22 protein-coding genes are annotated in these 23,221 nt (G+C 70.0%); 13 read left to right on the forward strand and 9 right to left on the reverse strand.

The genetic code is table 11. From position 1 onward, the window contains the following. Positions 1-39: 39 nt before the first annotated feature. Entirely contained in the window at positions 40-1,869 is a 1,830-nt protein-coding gene (lepA, locus tag ABFX50_RS06910) for a translation elongation factor 4 (RefSeq protein WP_346130500.1), read from the forward strand. 85 nt (positions 1,870-1,954) lie between these two features. Here lepA and ABFX50_RS06915 read toward each other — a convergent pair whose 3' ends face one another. Then, complete coding sequence (locus ABFX50_RS06915) at positions 1,955-2,227, reverse strand: hypothetical protein (protein ID WP_346144277.1); 273 nt, start codon at positions 2,225-2,227, stop codon at positions 1,955-1,957. Between the two features lie 316 nt (positions 2,228-2,543). On the opposite strand from ABFX50_RS06915, the gene ABFX50_RS06920 reads away from it, so the two are divergent. Then, complete coding sequence (locus ABFX50_RS06920) at positions 2,544-2,831, forward strand: hypothetical protein (RefSeq protein ID WP_183657709.1); 288 nt, start codon at positions 2,544-2,546, stop codon at positions 2,829-2,831. Positions 2,832-3,035: 204 nt separating this feature from the next. Here ABFX50_RS06920 and ABFX50_RS06925 read toward each other — a convergent pair whose 3' ends face one another. After that, positions 3,036-4,283, reverse strand: coding sequence for a glycoside hydrolase family 18 protein (locus ABFX50_RS06925; RefSeq protein ID WP_346144279.1), 1,248 nt, complete (start codon positions 4,281-4,283; stop codon positions 3,036-3,038). 111 nt (positions 4,284-4,394) lie between these two features. Between ABFX50_RS06925 and hemW the strand changes: the two genes are divergently transcribed. Continuing rightward, complete coding sequence (gene hemW / locus ABFX50_RS06930; protein WP_346144281.1) at positions 4,395-5,615, forward strand: radical SAM family heme chaperone HemW; 1,221 nt, start codon at positions 4,395-4,397, stop codon at positions 5,613-5,615. Here the strand turns inward: hemW and ABFX50_RS06935 are convergent. The 3 genes from ABFX50_RS06935 to ABFX50_RS06945 form a co-directional block, all read right to left on the reverse strand. Next, the gene (locus ABFX50_RS06935) at positions 5,580-6,920 is read right to left on the reverse strand and encodes an MFS transporter (protein ID WP_346144283.1); all 1,341 of its coding nucleotides are present in this window, start codon (positions 6,918-6,920) and stop codon (positions 5,580-5,582) included. The two genes, hemW and ABFX50_RS06935, sit on opposite strands and share 36 nt — an antisense overlap. Before the next feature lie 79 nt (positions 6,921-6,999). Then, on the reverse strand, positions 7,000-8,763 hold the full coding sequence (locus tag ABFX50_RS06940) for a sulfatase-like hydrolase/transferase (RefSeq protein WP_346144285.1): 1,764 nt from the start codon (positions 8,761-8,763) through the stop codon (positions 7,000-7,002). Continuing rightward, positions 8,760-9,317, reverse strand: a complete 558-nt coding sequence (locus tag ABFX50_RS06945) for a PadR family transcriptional regulator (RefSeq protein ID WP_346144287.1) — start codon at positions 9,315-9,317, stop codon at positions 8,760-8,762. Before ABFX50_RS06945 ends, ABFX50_RS06940 begins: the two co-directional genes overlap by 4 nt. Before the next feature lie 64 nt (positions 9,318-9,381). On the opposite strand from ABFX50_RS06945, the gene ABFX50_RS06950 reads away from it, so the two are divergent. After that, entirely contained in the window at positions 9,382-10,317 is a 936-nt protein-coding gene (locus tag ABFX50_RS06950; RefSeq protein ID WP_346144289.1) for a formylglycine-generating enzyme family protein, read from the forward strand. Here the strand turns inward: ABFX50_RS06950 and ABFX50_RS06955 are convergent. Continuing rightward, a complete protein-coding gene (locus ABFX50_RS06955) occupies positions 10,301-11,002 on the reverse strand; it encodes a DUF4870 domain-containing protein (protein ID WP_346144291.1) in 702 nt (233 codons plus the stop codon). The genes ABFX50_RS06950 and ABFX50_RS06955 overlap by 17 nt on opposite strands. Next, on the reverse strand, positions 10,999-11,817 hold the full coding sequence (locus ABFX50_RS06960) for a DUF3097 domain-containing protein (protein ID WP_183657725.1): 819 nt from the start codon (positions 11,815-11,817) through the stop codon (positions 10,999-11,001). The genes ABFX50_RS06955 and ABFX50_RS06960 overlap by 4 nt, the downstream gene beginning before the upstream one ends. Before the next feature lie 207 nt (positions 11,818-12,024). Here ABFX50_RS06960 and hrcA point away from each other — a divergent pair, with 207 nt between their 5' ends. From hrcA to ABFX50_RS06975, 3 genes are all read left to right on the forward strand, one after another. After that, on the forward strand, positions 12,025-13,029 hold the full coding sequence (gene hrcA / locus ABFX50_RS06965) for a heat-inducible transcriptional repressor HrcA (protein ID WP_183657729.1): 1,005 nt from the start codon (positions 12,025-12,027) through the stop codon (positions 13,027-13,029). A gap of 11 nt (positions 13,030-13,040) precedes the next feature. Beyond that, positions 13,041-14,177 (forward strand): molecular chaperone DnaJ, encoded by a 1,137-nt coding sequence (gene dnaJ, locus ABFX50_RS06970; RefSeq protein WP_183657731.1) that lies wholly within the window; start codon positions 13,041-13,043, stop codon positions 14,175-14,177. Positions 14,178-14,308: 131 nt separating this feature from the next. Beyond that, positions 14,309-15,040 (forward strand): 16S rRNA (uracil(1498)-N(3))-methyltransferase, encoded by a 732-nt coding sequence (locus ABFX50_RS06975; RefSeq protein WP_346144293.1) that lies wholly within the window; start codon positions 14,309-14,311, stop codon positions 15,038-15,040. Between the two features lie 7 nt (positions 15,041-15,047). On the opposite strand, the gene ABFX50_RS06980 is transcribed toward ABFX50_RS06975, so the two are convergent. Both ABFX50_RS06980 and ABFX50_RS06985 read right to left on the reverse strand, forming a co-directional pair. Next, the gene (locus tag ABFX50_RS06980) at positions 15,048-15,674 is read right to left on the reverse strand and encodes a hypothetical protein (RefSeq protein ID WP_346130521.1); all 627 of its coding nucleotides are present in this window, start codon (positions 15,672-15,674) and stop codon (positions 15,048-15,050) included. Beyond that, positions 15,671-16,150, reverse strand: a complete 480-nt coding sequence (locus ABFX50_RS06985) for a SigE family RNA polymerase sigma factor (RefSeq protein WP_183660508.1) — start codon at positions 16,148-16,150, stop codon at positions 15,671-15,673. Before ABFX50_RS06985 ends, ABFX50_RS06980 begins: the two co-directional genes overlap by 4 nt. A 563-nt stretch (positions 16,151-16,713) precedes the next feature. Here ABFX50_RS06985 and ABFX50_RS06990 point away from each other — a divergent pair. The 6 genes from ABFX50_RS06990 to ABFX50_RS07015 all read left to right on the forward strand — a co-directional run bounded on the left by ABFX50_RS06990 (position 16,714) and on the right by ABFX50_RS07015 (position 22,978). Next, entirely contained in the window at positions 16,714-18,378 is a 1,665-nt protein-coding gene (locus ABFX50_RS06990; RefSeq protein ID WP_346144295.1) for a vWA domain-containing protein, read from the forward strand. Position 18,379: 1 nt separating this feature from the next. Beyond that, positions 18,380-19,684 carry an extracellular solute-binding protein gene (locus ABFX50_RS06995; protein WP_346144297.1) on the forward strand — a complete coding sequence of 435 codons (1,305 nt, stop codon included), beginning with the start codon at positions 18,380-18,382 and terminating at the stop codon, positions 19,682-19,684. 9 nt (positions 19,685-19,693) lie between these two features. After that, positions 19,694-20,038 carry a histidine triad nucleotide-binding protein gene (locus ABFX50_RS07000; protein WP_183657746.1) on the forward strand — a complete coding sequence of 115 codons (345 nt, stop codon included), beginning with the start codon at positions 19,694-19,696 and terminating at the stop codon, positions 20,036-20,038. A gap of 90 nt (positions 20,039-20,128) precedes the next feature. Beyond that, positions 20,129-21,163, forward strand: a complete 1,035-nt coding sequence (locus tag ABFX50_RS07005) for a PhoH family protein (RefSeq protein ID WP_183657748.1) — start codon at positions 20,129-20,131, stop codon at positions 21,161-21,163. A gap of 49 nt (positions 21,164-21,212) precedes the next feature. Beyond that, on the forward strand, positions 21,213-21,689 hold the full coding sequence (gene ybeY / locus ABFX50_RS07010) for an rRNA maturation RNase YbeY (protein WP_183657751.1): 477 nt from the start codon (positions 21,213-21,215) through the stop codon (positions 21,687-21,689). After that, on the forward strand, positions 21,686-22,978 hold the full coding sequence (locus tag ABFX50_RS07015; protein WP_346144300.1) for a hemolysin family protein: 1,293 nt from the start codon (positions 21,686-21,688) through the stop codon (positions 22,976-22,978). Before ybeY ends, ABFX50_RS07015 begins: the two co-directional genes overlap by 4 nt. The last annotated feature ends 243 nt before the right edge of the window (positions 22,979-23,221 follow it).

Here is a 23,221-nt window from a genome sequence, read left to right on the forward strand (position 1 = left end):
GAAAGACGCTTGACCTCAACCCTGTCGAAACGGACTTCGGTGCGCACTCAGCCTGGCCAGACCGACCCCGCGTTGATCCGCAACTTCTGCATCATCGCGCACATCGACCACGGCAAGTCCACGCTTGCCGACCGGATGCTGCAGATCACCGGCGTGGTCGACGATCGCTCCATGCGTGCGCAGTACCTCGACAGGATGGACATCGAGCGCGAACGCGGCATCACCATCAAGTCGCAGGCCGTACGCCTGCCGTGGGACGGTCATGTCCTCAACATGATCGACACGCCGGGGCACGTCGACTTCACCTACGAGGTCTCGCGCTCCCTCCAGGCGTGTGAGGGCGCGATCCTGCTGGTCGACGCCGCCCAGGGCATCGAGGCGCAGACGCTGGCCAACCTCTATCTGGCCATGAACAACGACCTGCACATCATCCCGGTGCTCAACAAGATCGACCTGCCCGCCGCCCAGCCGGAGAAGTTCGCCGAGGAGCTCGCGGGGCTCATCGGCTGCGACCCCTCCGACGTGCTTCGCGTCTCGGGCAAGACGGGCGTCGGGGTGAAGGAGCTGCTCGACCACGTCGTGCAGACCGTGCCCGCCCCCGTGGGCGACGCCGACGCGGCGGCCCGCGCGCTGATCTTCGACTCGGTCTACGACACCTACAGGGGCGTCGTCACCTACGTCAGGGTCGTCGACGGCCACCTCGGCAAGCGTGAGCGCATCACCATGATGTCCACCCAGGCCACCCACGAGACGCTCGAGATCGGCGTGATCTCGCCCGAGCCGAAGGTCGCCGACAAGGGCCTGGGCGTCGGCGAGGTCGGCTATCTCATCACCGGCGTGAAGGACGTGCGCCAGTCGCGCGTCGGCGACACCGTCACCTCGGCCGCGCACGGCGCCACCGAGATGCTGGCCGGCTACGACCATCCCAGGCCGATGGTGTTCTCCGGGCTCTACCCGATCGACGGCGACGAGTATCCCGAGCTGCGCGAGGCGCTCGACAAGCTGCAGCTCAACGACGCCTCCCTGGTCTACGAGCCCGAGACCTCCGCCGCGCTCGGCTTCGGCTTCCGCGTGGGCTTCCTCGGCCTGCTGCACATGGAGATCATCCGCGAGCGGCTGGAGCGCGAGTTCGGCCTGTCGCTGATCTCCACAGCGCCGAACGTGGTCTACCGGGTCGTCATGGAGGACGGCAAGGAGCTGACCGTCACCAACCCGTCGGAGTTCCCGACCGGCGGCAAGATCGCGCAGGTCTTCGAGCCCGTCACCAAGTCCACGATCCTGGCGCCCTCCGAGTTCATCGGCGCGATCATGGAGATCTGCCAGGGCAGGCGGGGCCAGCTCCAGGGCATGGACTACCTGTCGGAGGACCGCGTCGAGATCCGCTACACGCTGCCGCTCGGCGAGATCATCTTCGACTTCTTCGACCAGCTGAAGTCGCGCACGCGCGGCTACGCCTCCCTCGACTACGAGCCCGCGGGTGAGCTGGAGTCCGAGCTGGTCAAGGTCGACATCCTGCTGCAGGGCGAGCCCGTCGACGCCTTCAGCGCGATCGTGCACAAGGACAAGGCCTACGGCTACGGCGTCGAGATGGCCAAGAAGCTGCGCGAGCTGATCCCGAGGCAGCAGTTCGAGGTGCCGATCCAGGCGGCGATCGGCGCGCGGGTGATCGCCCGCGAGAACATCAGGGCCATCCGCAAGGACGTGCTCGCCAAGTGCTACGGCGGTGACATCTCCCGTAAGCGCAAGCTGCTGGAGAAGCAGAAGGAAGGCAAGAAGCGGATGAAGATGGTCGGGCGCGTGGAGGTGCCGCAGGAGGCCTTCGTCGCCGCGCTGTCGACCGAGTCCGGCACCGACAAGCCGAAGAAGTAACACCGGCCGCCCCAAGGTCCGGCGCTCGGGTCGAGCGCCGGACCTCCGTGTCAGGAGCAGGTGACCTCGGGCAGCTTGCCGAGCTTCATCTCGGGCGTCGAAGGCGGCTCGGGCGGCGTCGGACGGGTGGGAGCGCGGTCCCCTTCGGCAGCGCGGTCCCCTTCGGCAGGAGGTGCTCGCAGGACTTCACCGCCGTCCTGAGCCTGTCCGAGAACGGGTCGACGCCTCCGCCGAGCTGGAGCGTCCCGCCGCTGATCGTGACGTCGGGGAAGTCCTGGACCCCGTTCGCGCGCACGCAGGCGCTGAAGTCCTTCGCCGGATCGGCGTAGGCGTGGGCGGCGGTGTGGCCGGTCGCCATCGGGAACCGCTGGACCTGGCGTCGATCACTGCCGGAATCCTGAACGCCGCCGAGTGGGCCGCACAGGACACCTCCGCCGAAGGATTCCTCCTGGAGGGACACGGGGGCGGGCAGCCGGGCTCGGCCTCTCCTCGTCTCCTGGGCTGGGCCTGTCCATCGTCGCCGCCATCGCCACCGCCCACGACGCGGACCTCCACGCCACCGCCCTTCCCCTCGGCGGTCTGGACGTCCGGGTGGCCTTCTGGGCGGTCCCCGATTTTGTCGGTGCCGTGCCGTAGCTTCTCGGATCGAACAGGTGTCCGATTGTGGAGGTGGCATGGACGGCGACAGCGCCGAATCCGAGCGGTTCGTCAAGGCCGCCCTGCTGGGAGTGGCGGTGGCGGAGGAGACCCGTCGGCTGCTGCGGCTGCACTTCTCCCCGGCCGAGGTGGGGGCCGACGGCAGGGTGCACGTCGAGGTGCCGTATCCGGACTCAGCGGTGGTGGAGACGGTGCTGGAGGTGGCGGCCGAATGCTTCGGACAGACCCACCAGGACGCGCTCGACAGCTTGTTACAACTGGCGGGTTTCGACGACGACTCCCTCCTGAACCGCCCAGCCTGCTGAGAGCCGCTCGGTCTGCTGAGAACGCCCGGCCTGCTGAGCAGCTTCACCGGTCGTCCCGGTCTCGGTCTCGGTCTCGGGGAGGGGTCGAGGGGAAGGTGGTTGCGGGTCGTAGGGGAGACGGAAGCTGGGGTGTTCCAGGGAGGCCGAGTCGCGAGGTCCCGGAGGGGGCTCTCCGAAGGAGCTCGGGCGGCTCGGCCTTCCGGGTCAGCGGAGGATGCGGTACAGGGCGGAGGTGAGGGAGGCCTTGGCGTCGTCCTGGTCGATGGACCACATCATGGAGCCGCCCAGCCCCTTGAGCCTGATGTAGGCCGCCTTCTGCGCCATCACCGCCGGATCGTCGTAGGACCAGAAATCGTTGCCGTCATACAGCCACATCGTCCCGGTCCGCAGGTCGCGATGGCGCTTGCCCGGCTTGTTCACCAGGTCCTTGTAGTCCTCCGAGCCCGCCGCCCACCTGCCCGGCGCCGGTCCCGTGGCCGGTTGGTAGAGACCGTCGCCGCCCGCCGTCACGCCGGTCCAGCCCTGGCCGTACGCGGGAACGCCGACCACGATCTTGCGGGCGGGGGCGCCGCGGGTCAGGTAGTCGCGCACGGTCTGGTCGACGCTGTAGCGCACCGGGTTGGGGTCGCGCCTGTCGGTGAGCAGGTTGCCGTTGTGCCCGGTCCGCAGCTCCCACGAGCCGTGCAGGTCGTAGCCCTGGATGGTGGCGAAGTCGAGCTGCCTGAAGACCTGTCGTACGTCGAAGCCCGCGTCGATCTTCGCGGCGGCGGCGGGGAGGAAGGCGGTCAGCTCGGCCGTACGGGAGTGGGCCCTCATCCGGGAGCGCAGCTCCGACAGGAAAAGGGTGAAGTTCTGCCTGTCCTCGGGTCTGATGACGTTACCGGGGGCGCCCTCGGAGCCCGGCCACTCCCAGTCGAGGTCGAGGCCGTCGAAGACGCCCTCGCCTGCGCCTGCCTCCAGTCCCGGCAGGTTGCCCTTCAGCCACATGTCGACGCACGAGGTGGCCAGCTTGGCGCGCGCCTCGGGGGTGAGCACGGCGTCGGAGAAGTGGCGGGAGCCCGTCCAGCCGCCGAGCGAGAGGAGCACGCGCAGTCCGGGGTGCTTCTCCTTGAGCTTGCGGAGCTGGTTGAGGTTGCCGTTGAGCGCCTGGCCCGGCGCGTCGGCGACGCCGTCCACGCTCTGCTCGGCAGGGACGGGACGCTGCCAGTCGGCCCACGGGTCGGCCGAGACGCAGGTGCCGTCGGCGCCGACGAATCCGAAGGCGTAGTTGATGTGGGTCAGCTTGGCGGCGGCGCCGCTGGTGTCCATGTCCTTGACGTGGAAGTTCCTGCCGTAGATCCCCCACTGGATGAAGTAGGCGACCCGCTTGAAACCGCCGCCGGCCTCGGCGGGCAGGGCGGTGGCGGTGAGTGTCAGGACCAGGACCGAGAGGGCGATGAGGGCTTTCTTCACGGGCGTCTCCCGAGGCGCACTTATAGGAAACTTTCCTGTAAGTTCACCGGATCGTAGGCCCGGTCGATCGGCGCGTCAATGGTGGTCCGTGGCACAGGGCAGACTGGAAGCGTGCCATCCACCCTTCCCGACGGCGATCCCGCGCCCGCCTCAGGTGAGCTGCCCGCGAGCGCGCTGAGCGGCCTGGGCGAGCGGCCCTTCGGCTTCTACGTCCACGTCCCGTTCTGCGTGACCCGCTGCGGCTACTGCGACTTCAACACCTACACCGCCGCCGAGCTGGGCCCAGGGGCGTCGCATCGCGACTACGCCGACACCGCCATCGACGAGGTACGGCTGGCCCGCCGCGTGCTGGGCGAGGCCGAGCTCCCCGTCGAGACGGTGTTCTTCGGTGGAGGCACCCCCACGCTGCTGCCCGCCGACGACCTGGCCAGGATCCTGCGCGCGATCGACGAGGAGTTCGGCCTCGCGAGAGGCGCCGAGGTCACCACCGAGGCCAACCCCGAGTCGGTCGACCCCGCCTACCTGGAGAGGCTGCGCGAAGGCGGGTTCAACCGGGTCAGCTTCGGCATGCAGAGCGCGCGCGAGCACGTCCTGAAGGTGCTCGACAGGCAGCACACCCCCGGCCGGGCGGGGCAGGCCGTACAGGAGGCCAGGAAGGCCGGGTTCGACCACGTCAACCTCGACCTGATCTACAGCACCCCCGGAGAGAGCGACGACGACTGGCGGGCGTCGCTGGGGAAGGCCATCGAGGCCGGGCCCGACCACGTCTCGGCCTACTCCCTGATCGTCGAGGACGGCACCAGGCTGGCCGCCAGGATCAGGCGCGGGGAGCTGCCGATGCCCGACGACGACGTGGCCGCCGACCGCTACCTGATCGCCGACGAGATGCTCTCGGGGGCCGGGTTCGAGTGGTACGAGGTGTCGAACTGGGCCACCTCCGAGGCCGGGCGCTGCCGTCACAACCTGCTCTACTGGACCGGCGGCGACTGGTGGGCCGTCGGCCCCGGCGCGCACAGCCACGTGGGCGGCACCCGCTGGTGGAACGTCAAGCACCCGGCCGCCTACGCCCAGCGCCTGGCGGCGGGCACCTCGCCCGCCCACGCGCGCGAGGTGCTCACCGACGACGACCGCGAGGTGGAGCGGCTCATGCTGGAGCTCCGGCTGGTCTCCGGCTATCCGGTGGCCGAGGTGAAGGGCGAGGCCCGCACCGCGGTCGCCAGGGCGCTGGGCGACGGTCTGCTGCAGACCGAGCCGTTCAAGGCCGGACGCATGGTCCTCACCCAGCGCGGACGGCTGCTAGCCGATGCCCTCATCCGCGACCTGACCGTGTAGCGCGGCCGCCCGGCGGGCGTCGAGTTCGCGCTGCACGCGCTCCACGTCAGAGGCGTAGGTGCGGTACAGCAGGCTCAGGACGGCGCCGTTGACCAGCATGAGCACCACGAGCACCCACAGGAACACCGTCTTGAGCCCGAGCTGGTCGCCGAGGAAGCCCGCGCCCAGGCTGAACATCGCCCAGCCGACCGCCTCGAAGATGGAGATGTAGATGGCGAACGCGGCGCCGCGCAGCTCGGGCGGGGTGATCGCCATGACGATCGGCCGGTTGATGCCGGGGTTGACCCCCTGCGCGGCGCCCATCAGGGCGAAGAACAGGCCGAAGAGCGCGATGTCGCCGTAGTCGAACTGGGTGCCGAGGAAGGCCACGATCGCGAAGGCGAACTGCGCGCCCTGCAGCACCGCGACCAGCCCGTGGCGCGGGCTACGCCGTTCGGCCGCGTCGCCGAGGAAGCCGCCCAGCAGGTTGCCGAGGAAGTAGCCGACCCCGAACGGCAGCAGCACGATGGAGGCGACTGCGGTGCTGAAGCCGTACACGTCGACCAGGAAGACCACGCCGAACGTGCCCACCAGCAGGTGGCCGGAGAGCAGCCTGGAGACCAGCAGGATCGCGAAGCTCGGGATCCGCACCAGCGAGAGCGCCTTGGCCCAGGTGAGCTTGCCGTGCGCCTCACGGGTGGCCGCGTCGAGGTCGGCCAGCTGTCGTTCGGCCGCTCCCGTGCCGGGGTCGCGGAACCACACCCAGATGGCCAGCCCGAGCAGCATGTTGAACGCGCCGATGCCCCACAGGCCCCATCGCCAGCCGTCCTCGACGTTGGACAGCTGGCCCTTGACCGGCCCGAGCACCGAGCCGACCAGTGCGATCGTGCCGTACAGCAGCCCGACGGCCTTGCCTCTGGCCGAGGAGTCGAACAGGTCGCCGATGATCTCGGTGATGACCGGATGGGCGGCGGCGTAGCCCGCGGCCAGGATCGTGTAGAAGATCAGCAGCTGGCCGAAGTTCTGGGAGAAGCCCGCGGCGATGCCCCAGACGCCCCAGAGGCCGGTCGCGAGCACCAGCACGCCCTTGCGGGACCAGCGGCGGGCGGCCCACACCCAGAAGGGCCCGGTGAACACTCCGACGATCTTGCTCGCCGCGGTGAGGACCCCGAGGGCGCCCAGGGACATGCCGAGGGACTGTCTGATCACCGGGAAGAGGCTGCTGACCAGGCTCGCCTCGGTGTTGTCGATGAGCATGGCGCCGCCCAGCAGCGACAGCTGCGGCCAGCGGCCTTTGACTTTGGCAGGAGGTGCGATAGTTGTCACGCGCCACCTCTTTCTTGACCGGAGGGGGAAGGTGCGCCGGTGACGGGGATGCAGCCCCGTCACCGGCTCCGGTGACGCGTCAGAGCGTGGCGAGCTCCTCGGCGATCAGGCGGAGTCTGGGGGGTGGGAGCAGGCCGCCCGCCATGGCGGCCAGCCCGATCAGCGGGGTCGCGCCGACCATCTGGAGCAGCTCCGAGTCGGCCACGCCCGGTACGTGCCTGCGCAGCACCTCGAGGGCGACGGGGTCGGCCAGCAGCGCCGCGACGGGGCTGCGCAACGAGAACCGTCCCGAGGGATAGTCGTCGGGGTCGGGCAGTGGCTCGGCGGCCTGTTCGGCCTGCTCCCGCTGGGCGGCGACGAGCAGGTGCGCCTCGGTGACCTCTCCCTCGTACGGCAGGCCGAGCCGCTCGTACTGGCTCGGCGGCGCCTCGTTGGCCCGCATCAGCTCGACCAGCAGCCCGGCCATGCGCAGCTCGGCCACGTCGTCGACGATCGGCGTGCGCTGCTCGGGATCGGTGGACAGGTCGAACAGCAGCGTGCCGTGCCGGTGCGGGTTGAAGAGGGTACGGCCGGGCATCCGCAGCGTCCGCACGCCCTTGGTGAAGCCGAACGGCTCGGCCAGCTCCAGGTCGGCCAGCTCGGCGGGGGAGAAGCGCCCTCTCATGTGCGTGGGCATGAGCGTGTGCTCCAGCAGCGGCGCGTTGTCGGCCGAGACGGGGGCGCGCATGTAGACGTGGCGTCCGTCGGTGACGTTGACGTGCCCGCCGTGCATGCCGAACAGGCCCGCCTCGCGGACCGGCTCGTCGGTCCCGACGGGAAGCGGCGCGCCCTGCATGTCGCCGGGCGGCTGCACGCCGAAGAAGTCGAGCAGCGTAGGCGCCAGGTCGATGGTCTGCACCAGCGACTCGCGCCGCTCGCCCGCGATCCCCGCGCGGGGGTCCCACGCGAACAGCGGCAGGTGCACCAGCTCGTTGTACCAGGGCTGGACGCTCTTGCCCCACCAGCCCTTCTCGCCGAGCAGCAGGCCGTGGTCGGTGCAGACGATGAGCATGGTGTCGTCCCACAGGCCCAGCTCGTCCATCGTGTCGAGCACCCTGCCCAGCGAGTGGTCGCACATCGACAGCAGCGCCGCGTACTCCATGCGGGCGTGCCCGACCTGCTCGGGCGTCTCCACCACCCGCTTGTAGTCGGGCCAGTCGAAGTGCGGGCCCTCGTAGTCGTGCGGGTAGAGATCCTTGAAGCGCTGGTGGGAGAAGAACGGCTCGTGCGGGTCGAAGGTCTCGATCTGCACGAACCAGCGGTCCTCGCCGTGGTTGAGCCTGACGAACTCCAGCCCCGCGTCGAAGGTGAGCGTCTGGGGATGACGGTCCTCGGTGGCCATGTGCTGCCTGTTGACCCAGTCCTGGCGGTAGACGGGAAAGCGCATCTGCTTGAGGTCGTCGGGCATCGGAGGGTCGGCCACCTGGCCCTTCCACGGGTCGCCCTCCTGGCCGCGGAAGAACTCCCAGGTGTTGTAGCGGCCGTGGTAGGTGGCGCCGCCGTCCTCCCAGTAGTGCGGGTGGTCGCTGACCAGGTGGGTGTAGACGCCGCTGTGCTTGAGCAGTTCGGGCATCGAGTCGTCGAACGGCTCCAGCGGCCCCCAACTGCGGTGCAGGAAGTTGTATCGCCCCGTGTGGATCTCCCTGCGCGCCGGCATGCACGGCATCGAGCCCGCGTAGCAGTTGTCGAAGCTCACCGCCCGCTCGGCCAGCCTCGCGAAGTTCGGCGCGTGGGTCCAGTCGCCTCCGTACGGCGGCAGCAGGTGCCTGTTGAGGCTGTCGAACATCACCATGATCGCTTTCATTCGGCCTCCAGCCACCGCATCGTGTCCTCCAACCAGGTGATCCACAGGTCCACGGAGCGCGCGCCCTGCTCGTGCATGCGCTCGAAGGCGGCTCGCGCCATGTCCGGGTCGACCTCGGGGACCGGGTTCTCGAAGCGCAGCGTCCTCGGCCTGCCCCTGAACCTGGCCACCTGCGCCCGCCGGTACTCGAGCTCCGTGCCGACCAGCACCTTCGCCGCCTGCCTGTCCAGAGCCACGGTGAAGCCGAAGCGCGACATGAAGTCGACGTCCTGGAACCTGCTGGGCGGCTCGTAGGGGGAGCGCACCCACTCCAGCAGCACCCTGCGGCCCTCGGCGGTCAGCCGGTAGAGCTTCGCGTCGGGCCGCCCCTCGCGCGGATCCACCTCGAACTCGACCCAGCCGTCGGTCACCATGCGGCCCAGCAGCCGGTAGATCTGGCTGTGGTGGGCGCGCGACCTGAGGAACTGCCCCTCGACCTCCAGCCACTTACGCAGGTCGTAGCCGCTGTAGGGGCGGAACGACAGCAACGCGAGCAGGACGTACTCGAACTTCACCAGCAATCCTTATGTGCGTGAACACCTATGTGCATCGATACATAGGGAGTCTTATACTCCGGGGATGGCGACGTCAATGGGTTGCTGTTCACCGGAGGGCGGATCCTCACCCGGCCCCGGCGTGCCGGTGCGCAGGTCGGCGGCGCCTCCCGCGCACGACGAGGTGGCGCTGCCCGGCGGGGAGTTCCAGATGGGCGACGCGTACGGCGAGGGCTACCCCGCCGACGGCGAGAGCCCTGTGCACGCCGTACGGCTGGAGCCGTTCCTGGTCGACGTGACGGCGGTGACAGTGGCGATGTTCGCCGCCTTCGCCGAGGAGAGCGGGTACGTCACGGGCGCCGAGCGCGACGGGGCCTCGGCGGTGTTCGGCCTCGCCGTCGCGGCGAGAAGGGCCGACCTGGTGGGCGTCGACCCGGCCGCGCCCTGGTGGACGGTGGTGCGCGGGGCCGACTGGCGCCACCCCTTCGGGCCGCTGTCGGAGGCCGAGCCCGACCACCCCGTGGTGCACGTCTCGTGGCACGACGCCATGGCCTACTGCGCCTGGTCGGGCCGCAGGCTGCCGACGGAGGCCGAATGGGAGTACGCCGCCAGGGGCGGGCTCGAGGGCCGCCGCTTCGCGTGGGGCGACGAGCTGACCCCCGAGGGACGGTGGCCGTGCAACATCTGGCAGGGCGACTTCCCCCGTCGCAACACCGGCGAGGACGGCTGGCTCGCGACGGCGCCGGTGCGCTCGTACCCGCCCAACGGGTACGGCCTGCACGAGGTCTCGGGCAACGTGTGGGAGTGGTGCGCGGACTGGTTCGCCGCCGACGCCTACGCCGCCTCGGCCCGCCTGGACCCGCGCGGCCCCGGGACGGGCCTGCGCAGGGTGATCAGGGGCGGCTCCTACCTGTGCCACGACTCCTACTGCCACCGCTACCGCGTGGCGGCCCGCTCGGCGAACACACCGGACTCGGCCAGCGGTAACTGCGGCTTCAGGACGGTCAGCTCACGAACGTGATGTTGATCGGATAGCGATGGTTCTCGCCCCTGTTGGCGGCCATCGCGGCGATGATCTCGAAGATCAGCGCCGCGATCCACAGCACGGGGATCAGCAGGAAGCCGATCAGCACGAAGGCCAGCACGGTGCAGATCATGTAGCCGATGAAGACCGTGATCTGGAAGTTGAGCGCCTGCGCCGCCTGGTCGCGGACGTAGGGAGACTCGTCCTTCTTGACCAAGTAGAGGATGAGCGGGCCGACGAAGCCGGTGAGGATGCCGAGCAGGTGGGCGAGCATCGCGAGGTTGGTGTCGTCGCTGCCGGGCCTGGGGCCGTACTGGCCGGGCACGTGCGGTGGACGCTGGTAGCCGGGCGGCCCGTAGCCGGGCTGCGCGCCGTATCCGGGCGGTGGCCCGTAACCGGGCTGGGAGCCGTAACCGGGCTCACTGCCGTAACCCGGCTGGGACCCGTAACCCGGCTGGGAGCCATATCCCGGCTGGGAGCCGTAGCCGGGCTGGGAACCGTACCCCGGCTGGGAGCCGTAGCCGGGGCCCGAAGGAGGCGCCTGGCCGTAGCCGGGGCCCGAAAGGGGCGCCTGGCCGTAGCCCGGGTTCGAGGGAGGCGCCTGGCCGTAGCCGGGGCCCGACGGAGGCGTCTGGCCATAGCCGGGCGGCGGGGGAGTTCCCTCGGGGGGTTGGTTCGTCATCCGTCCTCCTCAGGACTGGTCACGAAGTCGATCAGCTCCTCGACCCTGCCGAGCAGCGAGGGTTCGAGGTCGGAATAGGTGGACACCGCGCCGAGGATCCTGCGCCACGCCTCGGCCGGTTCGAGCCGCCACCCCAGCGCCGCGATCACCCCCTCCTTCCACGGCACCCCGCGAGGCACGTCGGGCCAGGCGGGGATGCGAAGGACGGAAGGCTTGACCGCCTGCCAGATGTCGATGAAGGGGTGCCCGACCACCAGCACGTGCGGCGAGGTCACCCTGGCGGCGATGCGGCTCTCCTTGGAGCCCTCCACGAGGTGGTCGACCAGCACACCGAGCCTGCGGCCAGGGGCGGGCCCGAACTCCTCGACGATCGCGGGCAGGTCGTCGACGCCCTCCAGGTACTCCACGACGACGCCTTCCACGCGAAGGTCGTGGCCCCAGATCTTCTCCACCAGGGCGGCGTCGTGCACGCCTTCGACGTAGATGCGGCTCTCCCTGGCGACGCGGGCGCGCAGTCCCTCGACCGCGACCGAACCGGAGGCGCTGCGGCGGGGAGCCCTCGCCGTGGCGGGGGCCGGCCGTACCAGCGTCACGGGCTTGCCCTCCAGCAGGAAGGCGGCGGGGGCCAGGGGGAACAGCCTGCGCCTGCCGAAGCGGTCCTCCAAGGTGACCGCCTCCTTGTCACAGGCCACCACCGCGCCGCAGAAGCCGCTGTCGGCGTCCTCCACGACCAGATCGCGCTCGGCGGGCACGGAAGGGATCGTCCCCTTGCCCGGGCGCCGCCAGTTCCCCGCAAGCACGTCACGCTCGTACATGGGGGGACCGTAGCAAATCACTCCTCGCTCGCGGGTGCCGCGCGCACGGGAGGGATCGTCGGTCATGGGCAGTATTGTCGGCGTGCGGCTTGCAACCGGCTTGATTCCGCGCGTTATCGCACCCTGTGGGCGAGGGCCGTACACTTGGCACTCGGGAACACAGAGTGCTAGACCTGTCGTTTCCTCAAGAGGCAGGGAGGTGAGCACATGCTCGATGATCGGAAGCTGGCGGTGCTCCGCGCCATTGTCGAGGACTACGTCTCCACCAACGAACCGGTGGGCTCCAAGGCGCTGGCCGATCGCCACAACCTCAACGTCTCCCCGGCCACGGTCAGGAACGACATGGCCGCGCTGGAGGAACAGGGCTACATCACCCAGCCTCACACGAGTGCGGGCAGGGTGCCGACCGACAAGGGCTACCGGCTCTTCGTCGACAAGCTCTCACAGATCAAGCCCCTGTCAGGAGCCGAGCGCAGGGCCATCGAGACCTTCCTCGCAGGCGCGGTCGACCTCGACGACGTGGTCACCCGCACGGTCAGGCTGCTCGCCCAGCTGACCAGGCAGGTAGCGGTGGTGCAGTACCCGGCGCTGTCGCAGTCGACCGTGCGCCATCTCGAGCTCGTGCCGCTGACCGACAGGCGGGTGATGTTCGTGCTGATCACGAACACCGGCCGGGTCGAGCAGCGCGTCATCGAGCTGCCCGAGCGCATCGAGGAGTCGAGGATCGCGCATCTGCGCGCGATGCTCAACGCCTGCCTCGACGGCTGCGGGCTCAGCCAGGTCCCCGATCAGGTCTCCGACCTGCCCCAACGGTTGCCCGTCGAAGACCGGCCCGCCGCGGCGACGATTCTGTCGGTGCTGCTGGAGACCCTCGTCGAGCGCCATGATGAGAAGATCGTCTTCGCGGGGGCCGCCAACCTGGCGGGCGCCGATTTCACCACGGGCCTGCGAGACGTTCTCGAGGCGCTCGAAGAACAGGTGGTGTTGATGCGCCTGCTCGGCGAGACCTCCGACATGCCGACCACCCTCACCGTCAGGATCGGCTCGGAAAACCCCTACACAGGACTGCGGGGCACGTCCCTCGTCGCGACCGGTTACGGTTCGGGAGCCCGCCTCGGCGTGCTCGGCCCCACCCGGATGGACTACCCCGTGACGATGGGCGCTGTGCGCGCCGTGGCACGCTACGTCAGCCAGATCCTGGCTGCTTCATAAGAGGTCGATAAGTGGCAAACGACTACTACGGCACCCTCGGGGTGCGCCGTGACGCCAGTCAGGACGAGATCAAGAAGGCCTATCGTCGGCTGGCCCGCGAGCTGCACCCCGACGTGAATCCCGATCCTGAGACCCAGGAGCGCTTCAAGGAGATCACGCAGGCCTACGAGGTCCTGTCCGATCCCAACAAGCGCCAGATGTACGACCTCGGAGCCGACCCCTTCGCCGGCGCCGGTGCGGGAGCGGGTGCTGGCGGCTTCGGCGCGGGCTTCCCCTTCAGCGACATCATGGACGCCTTCTTCGGCTCGGCGGGCGGCGCCCGCGGGCCGCGCAGCAGGGCCAGGCGGGGCCGCAACGCCACGATCAGGGTCGAGCTCGACCTGCGCGAGTCGGCGTTCGGCACCACGCGCGAGCTGAACGTCGACACCGCGGTGCTGTGCGAGGTCTGCGCGGGCTCGGGCGCGGCGCCGGGCACCCACCCCGACACCTGCGACATGTGTCAGGGCCGCGGTGAGATCTCCCAGGTCACCAGGTCCTTCCTGGGTCAGGTCATGACCTCGAGGCCGTGCCCCCAGTGTGGCGGGTTCGGCTCGATCATCAGGCACCCCTGCCAGGAGTGCTCGGGCGACGGCAGGGTCCGCACCCGCCGTACGATCAAGGTCCGCATCCCCGCGGGCGTCGAGGACGGCACCCACATCCAGCTGGCCGGCGAGGGCGAGGTCGGCCCTGGCGGCGGCCCGCCCGGAGACCTGTTCCTCGAGATCGTCGAGAAGCCGCACGACATATTCGAACGGCGAGGAGACGACCTGCACTGCACGGTGCAGATCCCGATGACGGCGGCCGCGCTCGGCACGTCGCTGACCGTCGAGACCCTCGACGGGGCCGAGGAGATCGACGTGCGGCCCGGCACCCAGTCGGGGCAGGTCATCACGATGTACGGCCGCGGCGTGCAGCGGCTCAACGAGACCGGCAGGGGCGACCTGCTGATCCACGTCAACGTCGAGACCCCGATGCGCCTCGACCAGGCGCAGGAGGACCTGCTCAGGGAGCTGTCCAAGCTTCGCGGGGAAGAGCGTCCCCCTGGCAAGTTCGCCCCCGGACAACAGGGTTTTTTCTCTCGGCTCCGTGATGCTTTCAACGGCCGATAACCGATAGTCGTTTTCTGTACGGCCAGCCGGTCTGGCGCCAGTGCGGTCACGGGGCTGGCGTCCTTCCATCACGCTTCTCCAGCGCGAGCCGGCTGGCCGCCGTTACATCGCCCGTGCAGGGGGAGATGCGTGTGACTGTTCCCGTGTTCCTCGCGGACGCCGCCGACCTCGGCCTCGGGCAGTTCGTGCTCGGCGGCCCCGAAGGACGGCACGCGGCGGCGGTGCGTCGCCTGCGTGAGGGGGAGCGGCTCGACCTGACCGACGGGGCCGGGCTGGTCGCCGAGTGCGTGGCCCGCGAGGTGTTCAAGGACTCCTTGCGCGTGGAGGTCCTGCGCCGCTACGAGGTGCCCGCGCCCGCGCCCAGGCTGGTCGTCGTGCAGGGGCTGCCCAAGGGTGACAGGGGCGAGCTGGCCGTGGAGATGATGACCGAGGCGGGTGTCGACGTCATCGTCCCGTGGTCGGCTTCGCGGAGCATCACCCAGTGGAAGGGCGACAAGGTCGCCAAGGCGCTGGGCCGGTGGCGCTCCACCGCGCGTGAGGCGGGCAAGCAGGCCCGCAGGTTCCACGCGGCCGAGGTGGCGGAGCTCCACTCCACCGCGCAGGTCGCCGAGCTGCTGTCGGGCGCGGCGCTCGCGCTGGTGCTGCACGAGGAGGCCGAGGCGAGCCTCGCGTCGGTCGAGCTGCCGGTGAGCGGCGACATCGTGCTGGTCGTGGGGCCTGAGGGCGGCATCGCGGCGGACGAGCTCGACAGGTTCACCGCGGCGAAGGCGGTGCCCGCGCTGCTCGGCCCTACCGTGCTGCGGACCTCCACGGCGGGGGTGGCGGCGGCCGCCGTCGTACAGGCGCGCACCGGACGCTGGTGACCGCGCGTCAGGGGCTCGACAGCGGGCTGGCGACGTCGGTGGGTGAGGGCGCGGGGTCCTCCGGCGGGCACTGATCGGGGACGCAGTCGGGGTTGCCTGGACTGTCGGCGCTCTCCGAGGGTGTGGCCGAGGGCGTGGGGGTCGGGGTCGCGGTGCCGTCGGCGCACTCCTCCGGAGGCTGCGTGCTCTCCGACGCGCACGGCGTCGGAGAGGGCGTCGGCGTCGCCTTCCTGCTCGGCGCGTGCGTCTGTGAGGTCTGCTTGCTCGGGGAGATGTTCGGGATCGGCGGCGGGACGGCGGGCCTGGACCGCTCGGCGGGCGGCGGGGACGTGGGAGGCCTGGAGGTGGCGGACTTGTCGGGCGGCAGCTTGGTGGTGTGTTCCACGGGGTCGATGAACTGGACGTCCATCACCCTCTGGCGAAGTTCAGGGACGACCATCACGATCGTCCCCGCTACGAGGATGGCGCCGCCCGCGGCCGCGCCCGCGCGCAGCCAGAAGAGTCCTCGTAGCCCACGCCTTTCGATGCGGGCGCGGATGATCTCCAAACCCTCGGGAGACGGCACGACGGCGTCGGCCTCCGCGCGCAGCACTCGGCGCAGGATGTCGCCGTGCTCGTCCGGGGGCAGGGTCATGACATCTTCTCCAGAACGGAACGCAGGGCGGCCATGCCACGTGCCGTGTGGCTCTTGACGGCGCCCTTGCTGATGCCCATGGCATGGGCGATCTCGGCCTCGGACAGGTCCCCGTAGTAGCGAAGAACCAACGCCTCTCTCTGCCTGGCTGGCAGGGCCCGCAACGCCTCGATGACGGCGGAGCGCTCGAGCTCCCCGATGGCGCCGTTCTCGGCGCTCGGAGCGTCGGGCAGACCCTTGGGGGCGTACTTCTCGACGACCGCGCGGTGACGCAGCACGGAACGGGACCGGTTGACGACAGACTGACGCAGGTAGGCGAGTGCTTTGTCGGGGTCGCGAAGTCTGCGCCATGCGCCATGGATGGCGACGAACGCATCCTGCACGACTTCCTCCGCTGTTGCTATGTCGCGCACAAGCAACACAGCGAGACGCACTAATGACCGAAAGTGCGCGCTGTAGAGCGCAGTCACGGCCATGTCGGCATCCCACCCGACCGGCACCGCCCCCAACGACCTGTCGGCCAGAAGGGTTTCGGTGGTCACATCAGTGGGACGCTCAGCCTTCCCGGAGGGTTTACGCTCTTGCGGTTCCTTAGGGGGCATGACCCAGTCGTGTCCTCGCCAGGTGGCCTCGCCCGACCCTGAATCGTCTTAGTTTCCGGTGGATTGTCGCACACACACCCTAACCGCGCGGATCTTTGCGCGCACGGTATGAGGGATTACCGATTGGCAACGGACCGCCGGCACGTTTCTCACCAGTCACTCGTTCTGCTGGTGAGAGCCGAGCGCGGTTCATAGAATGCGCGGACTACTCTGACGGGCGATCTGCGGGCGAGGTCATGGCAGAGGAGAACCCACGAGCACCTTCTGGCACCAGTAGTGGTCAGGCGAACAAGCCGTATGGCCGCATTCCGGAAATAACCGCCCTTATAACCGCACTAGTGGCATTGGCCACCTTTGTCGCCGACCGGCCTCTCTGGGGTGCCGCACTCCTTGCGTGCGCTCTCTTGACGGCTTTATGGATGGTCAGGAAAAAGGCGATGCGGGCGCTCAAAAAGCCCCGTGAGGCCGCGCGGGAGCTTCTCGCGTGGGTGGGCGGTGTGGCCGTCAGCGGCGCCGCGTGCCTTGCGGGCCTCCTGGCCAGTGTGCTGGCGCTGTCGGCTGCCTCCGTGCCGCTGGTCGCCGACGGCTCCCTGCGGGGAACGGGCCGCATCTGCCCGCCCGTGCTGCAGATCAGGGTCGTCACCGCGCCCGAGGGCGTCGAGCTGTTCGACAGGGCGGGCAGGGAGTTCGCCCGCGACGTCGCCGACGAGTCGGGCTGCTCGCCCATCAGGATCAGCACCGACGCGATGCCGCCGCTGAAGGACTTCTACGCCGGGTTCGCCAGGGAGTGGGCCGTGCCCCACGCCCCCGGCTACCTGGAGCTGATGGGGCCGCGACCCGACGCCTGGATCGCCGCCACCTCCGCCTCGGTGCGGCTGGCCGAGGAGCGGGTGGCGAACGTCGCCTCGAAGGTGGTGCTCGACGACCTCGGGGCCTTCGCCACCTCAGGGCTGGTGATCGCCGTCCCGCCGCAGGCGATGACCGCCTTCCCCGACGGGGAGACGCGCGTCTCGGCGGAGGTCGCCAAGGCCGCGCAGCTGCTGCGTCCGAGGGCCGACCTGTCGGAGAGCGCTCTTGCCGGGAGCCTCGCCCTCTACCAGGAGGACGCCACGGCCGCGGACGTGGCCACCGAGCGGCGGCTCACGCTGCCCGAGCCCGCGGGGCGCGACGCGGCCTCGCTGCTGTGCAGGCTCGGCGCGCGGCTCGAGATCGAGACGCGTCCCGTGCTGGTCCCCGAGTACCTCTTCGCCGCCTTCAGCAGGGGCGAGCGTTTCGGCGGCTGCGCCGGCCAGCAGGGCGGGCAGGCGGCCGTGCCGTACGGGCTGGAAGGGGCCCCGCGCCTGGAGTACAGCGTGATCTCGGTCAAGTGGCCCGACCACAGCGCCGATCGGAGCGCCTGGGTGGCCAGGTACAAGGACTGGCTGGAGCAGGAGTGGGCGCCCGGCAACGGGTTCAGGGACACCGAAGGGAAGGGCGCATTCCCCGGGCTGTCGCTGGCCGACACCAACGCCGACGTGGCGCCCGCGGGGCGAGCCACGTACGCCGCCATGCTCGACAGGCTGCTCATGGCCCACCCGCAGACGGGCGCGGTCGTGGCCGTCGACACCTCGCTGACCATGGACAACGCCCTGCTGGACGGCGTCAGCCCACTACGCAGGGCCCAGCAGTTCGGCACGGCGCTGCTCGGCCGCCTGCACGGCGACACCGACGCGGTCCGGCTCAGGCTCTTCTCGCAGGGGGCTGTGCGGGCGCCCCCGACGCCGCAGACGGCCGACACCCCCGAGGCGGCGGCGCTGTCGCTGCGGAACCTGCCGCTGTCGCGCGGCGACGTGCCGCTCGATCGCGTGGCGCGCGAGGCGGCCGGGGCGGCGGGCACCTGGCGCAACAAGGTCGTGGTGATCCTCACCGACGGAACCAGACTGCCCGCGGGGAAGATCGACCTGCCGGACCTGCGGGTCGAGATCGTCCTGGTCGGGGCGGACGACTGCGCGCTGCCCGCCCTCGCGCCGCTGCTCGAGGGCGGGCGGACCGGCTGCGTCTGGGTGAACGAGGACCCGGTCATGGCCGCGGACAGGTTCCTCGACGAACTCTGGAGGGCGTGACATGGCGAGCGTGGCGGGGCGGCTGGGCGGCGTGCTGCGGCGGCACAGGACGGCGCTTTGCGTGGGGGCGATCCTCGGTCTCGCCGCGCCTCTGGCGACGCTGCCGCAGCAGGGCAAGGCCCCGCCCGAGTGCAGGCGAAGGGACAGGATCCAGGTCGCCACCGGCAGCGACGTCTCCGTCAACGGCTACCGCCGCAGGCTGTTCACCAGCTGGAACAGCACCAACGCGCCCACCGACAAGGACGTCGACGTCGTCGAGCTGTCCCCCGTCGCCGACGTCAAGCGCAACGAGATGCTCGCCGCGCTCCAGGGCGACGGCTGCCCTCGTTACGACGTGGTGATCCTCGACTCCGCCTGGACCGCCGAGTTCGCCGCCGCGGGGCTGCTGGAACCCGTCGAGGACGTGCCGAGCGACCGGTTCGTCCCCGCGGCACTGGCGACGGGGCAGTGGAGGGGCAGGCAGTACGCGCTGCCGTTCGCCACCGACGTCGGCCTGCTCTTCAGGCGCGAGGGCGCGCCCGCGCCCCTCACCTGGCGCGACCTGTACGACAGCGCGGGCCTGCAGGGCTTCGTCACCCAGAACGACGACTACGAGGGCGGCACGGTGAGCCTGCTGGAGGTGACGGGCGGAATGATGGAGGGCGAGCGCGTGGTCATGGGCGCTCGGGCCAAGGAGGGGCTGGCGGCGTGGTGGCACGCCCGCGAGACCCAGAAGATCGCTGAGGGCCCGTTCAGGGAGCGCGAGAGCCTGACCGAGTTCGTCACGGGACGGGCCCGCTACCTGCGCCACTGGCCCTACGCCTACCTGCGCCTCGTCGAGGCGGGGGTGAAGGCCGAGGTGTCACCGCTGCCCGGCGGGGGCGTGCTCGGCGGCTCCAACCTGGCGATCGCCTCCAGGTCGGGGCTTGCCACCGAGTCGAGGGCGTTCGTCGACTACCTCACGCGCGCCGACAACCAGCGGCAGCTGTTCTCCTGCGGCGGCTACGCCCCTGTGGTCGAGGCCGCCTACGAGCGCGTCGACCCGTGCCAGATGCAGCGCGAGGACGGCCCCGCGCCCCCGTCGGCGACGCGGACGCAGCTCGCGCGCCTGCTCGGCGCCGTCCACCTTGCGCTCGGCTCGGCGAAGCGGCCCTCGCTGGTCCACTACGCGCAGTTCAGCGAGACGTTGAGGGAGTGCGTGCGGGCCGTCATGGACGACGACCACACCAGCGGGGCCGACTTCGCGGACGCGGTCGAGAGAGCGCTGGCCGGCGCGCTGCCCGACGCGGTCGGCGGCAGACCTGGCGCGGAGGACGGGTGCCGGTAGGGTGCTCACGTGACCGACTGTCTCTTCTGCAAGATCGTCGCCAAGGAGATCCCCGCCGAGGTCGTCTACGAGACCGGCAGGGTGCTGGCCTTCCGCGACATCGACCCGCAGGCTCCCACGCACGTGCTGGTGATCCCGAAGGAGCACCACGCCGACGCGGCCGCGCTCGCCGAGGCCGACGACGGCCTCGCCGACGACGTGCTCAAGGCCGCCCACGCGGTGGCCCTGCAGGAGGGCGTGACCGACTCCGGCTACCGCGTGGTCTTCAACACGGGGCCCGGCGCGGGACAGACCGTCTTCCATGTTCACGCGCATGTTCTCGGTGGGCGCAACCTCACCTGGCCGCCCGGCTGATATTGACGCGAGTCAGGCGGGTGTGCCCGGCTACCATGAAGTGAGAACACCCGACCGAGACCGGGAGGCATCAGGCCGTCAGGCCTGCCCATGTCCGAGCTAAACGAATCCCGCAGAACGGCACCGCCCACGCGCACTCAGGCGAAGGTGCTGATTCCGGACGAATACCCGATGGTCAGCCTCCTGGGCTCTCGCGACGAGCTTCTGCGCGTCATCGAGGGTGCCTTCCGTGCCGACATCCACGTCCGTGGCAACGAGATCACCGTCACCGGCAGCCCAGACGAGAGCAGCGCCGTCGTGCGCCTGTTCGAGGAGCTGGTGGAGGTGTTGCGCAACGGCGGCGAGCTGACCGCCGACGCCGTCGAGCGCAGCATCGCCATGCTGAAGATGACCTCCGAGCGCCCCGCAGAGGTGTTGTCCCTCGACATCCTCTCCTCGCGCGGGCGCACCATCCGGCCCAAGACCGTCAACCAGAAGCGCTACGTCGACGCGATCGACAAGCACACGATCGTGTTCGGCATCGGCCCCGCCGGCACCGGCAAGACCTATCTCGCGATGGCCAAGGCCGTGCGGGCGCTTCAGGAGAAGAAGGTCAACCGGATCATCCTGACCAGGCCCGCCGTCGAGGCGGGAGAGCGGCTCGGCTTCCTGCCCGGCACGCTCTACGAGAAGATCGACCCCTACCTGCGCCCGCTCTACGACGCGCTGCACGACATGATCGACCCCGAGTCCATCCCCAAGCTGATGGCCGCGGGCACGATCGAGGTCGCGCCGCTGGCGTACATGCGCGGACGCACGCTCAACGACGCGTTCATCATCCTCGACGAGGCGCAGAACTCCTCAGCCGAGCAGATGAAGATGTTCCTCACGCGCCTGGGCTTCAACTCCAAGATCGTCGTGACCGGCGACGTCACGCAGGTCGACCTGCCCAGCGGCACGGTCAGCGGCCTGCGGGTGGTGCAGGAGATCCTCGAAGGCATCTCCGACATCCACTTCGCGCGTCTCAGCAGCGCCGACGTGGTGCGACACAAGCTGGTCAGCGACATCGTCGACGCCTACGGGCGCTACGACGCCCTCCAGGAGCCGAAGCAGATCCACCAGCAGCGACGAGGGAAGCGGCCATGAGCGGGCAACCCAGCCGTCCGATGCTCGTGCGGCCGGCGAAGGAGGTCGCATGAGCATCGAGGTGAACAACGAGTCAGGGGTGGAGGTCGACGAGCGGTCGTTCGCCGGCCTCGCGGGCCACGTCCTCGGCGAGATGGGCATCAACCCGCTCGCCGAGCTGTCGATCCTCGTGGTCGACGAGACGGTCATGGCCGACCTCCACGAGAAGTGGATGGGCGAGCCAGGACCGACCGACGTGCTGTCCTTCCCCATGGACGAGCTGCGTCCAGGCGGCGGCGCACGGGGCGACGGCGACGGCGCCACCGACCCCGCGCTCCTCGGCGACGTGGTGCTGTGCCCGCAGGTGGCGGCCAAGCAGGCCGAGACCGCGGGTCACAGCACCGAGGACGAGCTCGACCTGCTTCTCACCCACGGCATACTCCACCTGCTCGGCTACGACCACGCCGAGCCGGAGGAGCACAAGGAGATGTTCGGCCTGCAGGCCAAGCTCCTGGAGTCGTGGCAGGAGGTGCGCACCCAGCGGTGAACGCGTGGCTGCCTTCGGCCGTCGTGCTCGTGGTGATCGGTGGAGTGGTCGCCAGTGCGGAGACGGCCCTGTCCCGCATATCCCGGGTGCGCGCCGAGGAATTCGTCCGTGAGGGGCGCAGGGGAGCCGAGCGACTCCAGGCCATCGTGGCCGACCCGCCCCGCTACCTCAATCTGCTGTTGCTGCTCAGGCTGAGCTGCGAGCTGGTCGCCACGGTGATCGCCACGCTGCTCTTCATCGACCTGCTCGGCGACCAGGGCTGGGCCTACGCCGCGGCGGCGGCCGTCATGATCGTGGTCAGCTACGTGATCGTCGGCGTCTCTCCACGCACCCTCGGCCGCCAGCACGCCGAGCCCATCGCGCTGGCCAGCGCCCCCATCGTCTACGGCCTGACCAGGATCTTCGGCCCGCTCCCCAAGCTGCTCATCCTGCTCGGCAACGCGCTGACGCCCGGCAAGGGCTTCCGCGACGGCCCCTTCACCTCCGAGGCCGAGCTGCGTGACCTGGTCGACCTGGCCGAGGAGCGCAGGGTGATCGAGCCTGACGAGCGCGAGATGATCCACTCGGTCTTCGAGCTGGGCGACACGCTGGTGCGCGAGGTCATGGTCCCCCGTACGGACATGGTCTTCATCGAGCGCGGCAAGACGCTCAACCAGGCGATGTCCCTGGCGCTGCGCAGCGGTTTCTCCCGGGTGCCCGTGGTCGGCGAGAACGAGGACGACGTCATCGGCATCGCCTATCTCAAGGACATCGCGCGCAGGGTGCAGGAGTCGTCCGACGACGCGGAGGCGAAGATCGAGTCGATCATGCGCCCGGCCACCTACGTGCCGGAGAGCAAGCCGATCGACCAGCTGCTTCGCGAGATGCAGGCGCGCCAGATCCACCTGGCGATAGTGATCGACGAGTACGGCGGCACGGCGGGCCTGGTCACCATCGAGGACATCCTCGAGGAGATCGTCGGCGAGATCACCGACGAGTACGACCAGGAGGCTCCCAGGGTCGAGGCCCAGCCCGACGGGGCGATGCGGGTGACGGCCAGGATGCCGGTGGACGAGCTGGCCGAGCTGTTCGACGCCGAGATCGAGGTCGACGACGTCGAGACGGTGGGCGGCCTGCTGGCCCACGCGCTGGGCAGGGTGCCGATAGCGGGGTCGCAGGCGGTGGTCGCGGGGCTGCGGCTGACGGCCGAGAGCCTGGCCGGCCGGCGCAACCGCATCAGCACGGTGGTGGTGCGCAGGGTGGCTCCCCCCGAGGAGGAGAGCGTCTCCGCGGCGGCGGAGCAGGAATGACCCGCTCGCGGCAAAACTTCCCATGTCATCCTAGGTGCCGACAGTCTCCGCGAAAGGCGCAAGCGTTCTACAAGTGACTTGCAAGGCCGCCGATCCACCATGTTTCTCGACACCCTGTGCGGTGGGTGTCGGAGGGAGCGACCGTAGCGCCGGAAGGGGTTCGCGGCGTGAGGGAGCTCCGGGGGGAACGCGACGCCCGGCCTGCTAGCCGCGGCCAGGCGTTGCATTTCGTGAAGGGTGCTC

The organism is Nonomuraea recticatena, from assembly GCF_039533245.1.
Classification (GTDB): domain Bacteria; phylum Actinomycetota; class Actinomycetes; order Streptosporangiales; family Streptosporangiaceae; genus Nonomuraea; species Nonomuraea roseola.